This is a genomic window from Streptomyces sp. NPDC047085, assembly GCF_040643735.1.
Taxonomy (GTDB): domain Bacteria; phylum Actinomycetota; class Actinomycetes; order Streptomycetales; family Streptomycetaceae; genus Streptomyces.
The window spans coordinates 1-2,572 of the sequence record NZ_JBEYUW010000034.1 but is presented as its reverse complement, the minus strand read 5'-3'; the positions used below and the strand labels follow the sequence as shown (position 1 = coordinate 2,572).

Sequence of the window (2,572 nt, the reverse complement as noted above, 5' to 3'; positions counted from 1 at the left end):
ACAACGACCACGTCTACGCCGAGGTCGCTCTGCCCACAGAGCCGGACGCCTACGCCATCCACCCCGCCCTCCTCGACGCCACCCTCCACGCCGCGCTGATGGGCCAGGTCCTGCCGGACGACGGCCGGGTGAGACTGCCGTACGCCTGGGAAGGCGCCACATTGCACGCCTCCGGTGCCTCCACGCTGCGGGTAGCGGTGACGACCGCGGGCGACAACGCGATACGGCTCCGCGCGGCGGACGGTGCCGGCCTGCCGGTGGCCGAGGTGGCATCGCTGGCCATGCTTCCGGCCGACCTCACCGACCTCGGCGCTCAGGCCGTGAACCGTGACTCCCTGCTGCGCCTGGCATGGACACCCGCGCCTTCGGCGGACGCGGTAACGCCCACCGGGCTCTCGCTGCTCGGCGACGACCCGTTCGGCCTGCGCTCGGCGACGACCCGGACCGGCGTCCACTGGCGAGAGTTCACCGAGCTGTCCGCCGTACCCGACGCCTCGTCCGATGTGGTCGTGTGCCTCGAAGGGGACGACACGCCGGACCTCCCCGCGGCCGCCCGCGCGACGCTGTACCGTGCGCTCGATCTGCTCCGGGCATGGGCGTCGGACGACCGCTTCGCGAAGGCGCGTCTGGTCGTGGTGACCCGACGTGCGGTGATGACCGACCACGGCGACCACGTACCGGACCTCGCCGCCGCGCCGCTGTGGGGGCTGCTCCGCTGCGCGCAGAACGAGAACCCCGGCCGGCTGGTCCTGGTCGACGTCGATGACGATGACCGCTCGCTTGCCGCGCTGCCCTCCGCGCTGGCCGGTGACGCCACCCAGTTCGCGCTGCGCGCGGGACATGTCCTGGTCCCGAGACTGGCGCGGTCGGTGGCCGAGGGCGGGAGCGGGCCGGAGCCGCTGTCACGGTGGGACACCGGCGGCACCGTGCTGATCACCGGCGGTACGGGAACACTCGGCAGGCTGTTCGCCCGCCACCTGGTCACGAAGCACGGGGTGCGTCACCTGCTGCTGGTCTCCCGGCGCGGGCCGGACTCTCCTGGAGCCGCGGACCTGGTCGCCGAGGTGTCCGGGCTGGGCGCCGAGGTGACGGTCGCCGCGTGCGACGTGGCCGACCGGGCCGCGCTCGCCGCACTGCTCGCGAAGATCCCGCCGAACCGGCCGCTCACCGGCGTGGTGCACACCGCAGGGACCCTGGACGACGGACTGATCTCCGGCATGACGCCGGAAAGGCTCGACGCCGTGCTGGCGCCGAAGCTGGACGCGGCGTGGCACCTGCACGACCTGACCCGGGACCTGGGCCTGTCCGCGTTCGTACTGTTCTCCTCGATCATGGGCACGATCGGCAACGCGGGCCAGGGAAACTACGCCGCCGCCAACGTGTTCCTCGACGCGCTCGCCCAGCACCGCCGCGCCAACGGACTGCCGGCGGCCTCACTCGCGTGGGGCTTCTGGAACGAGCGCAGCGAACTGACCGGGCACCTGGGCGACGCCGACATCGCTCGGATCCAGCGCACCGGGCTGAAACCGCTGTCGTCGGACGAAGGCGTCGCACTGTTCGACGCGGCCCTCGCCGGCGGTGAGGCCACCGTGACACCGGCCGCGCTCGACCTGGACCGGCTGCGGGCGCGAGCCACGCAGGCGAGCCTGCCGGAAGTGCTGCGTGGGCTGGTCCGGGCGCGGCGCGCGGCGACCGAGGGCTCGGCGACCGGCTCGACGCTCGCCGACCGGCTGGCCGGCCGCCCGGCCGAGGACATCGACCGCGAGCTGCTCGACCTGGTGCGCTCCCACACCGCCACCGTGCTCGGCCATGCCGACGCCGGCTCCGTGCAGCCGGCCGCCGCGTTCAGGGAACTCGGCCTCGACTCACTGTCCGCGGTGGAGCTCCGCAAGCGGCTCAACGAAGTCACCGGACTGCGGCTGTCGGCCACCGTGGTGTTCGACCACCCGACCCCGTCCACACTGGCCGCGCTCCTGCGTGAGGAGCTCCTGGGCGGAAGCACCCAGGTCGTCACTCAGGCGGCCGTGGAGCCCGCGTCGGCAGGGGAGGAGCCGGTCGCCATCGTCGGCATGGGCTGCCGGTACCCCGGGGATGTCCGTTCGCCGGAGGGTTTGTGGGACCTCGTGCTGTCGGGACGGGACGTCCTTGGCGGACTGCCGCGCGACCGCGGGTGGGACCTGGACGACCTCTTCGACACGGACCCGGGACGGACGGGCAAGAGTTACGTCGACAAGGGCTACTTCCTCGACGGAGCGGGGGAGTTCGACGCCGGGTTCTTCGGCATCTCGCCGCGTGAGGCGCTGGCGATGCATCCGCAGCAGCGGCTGCTGCTGGAGACCGCGTGGCAGACGCTGGAGGACGCCGGGATCGATCCGGGTTCGCTGCGCGGCAGCGACACGGGCGTGTTCGTCGGCGCGATGTTCCAGGACTACGGGCCGCCGATGCACGAGGGTTCGGCGGAGGCTGACGGGCTGCTGCTGACCGGTACCAGTGGGAGTGTCACGTCGGGTCGGCTGGCGTATTTCCTCGGTCTGGAGGGGCCGGCGGTGACGGTGGACACGGCGTGTTCGTC

Annotated in this window: 1 protein-coding gene; it reads left to right on the top strand. The window is 72.7% G+C overall.

Features of this window, described 5'->3' with window-relative positions; genetic code table 11:
- A partial coding sequence (locus tag ABZ865_RS41960; RefSeq protein WP_361242803.1) for an SDR family NAD(P)-dependent oxidoreductase occupies positions 1-2,572 on the top strand: 2,572 nt, incomplete at both ends.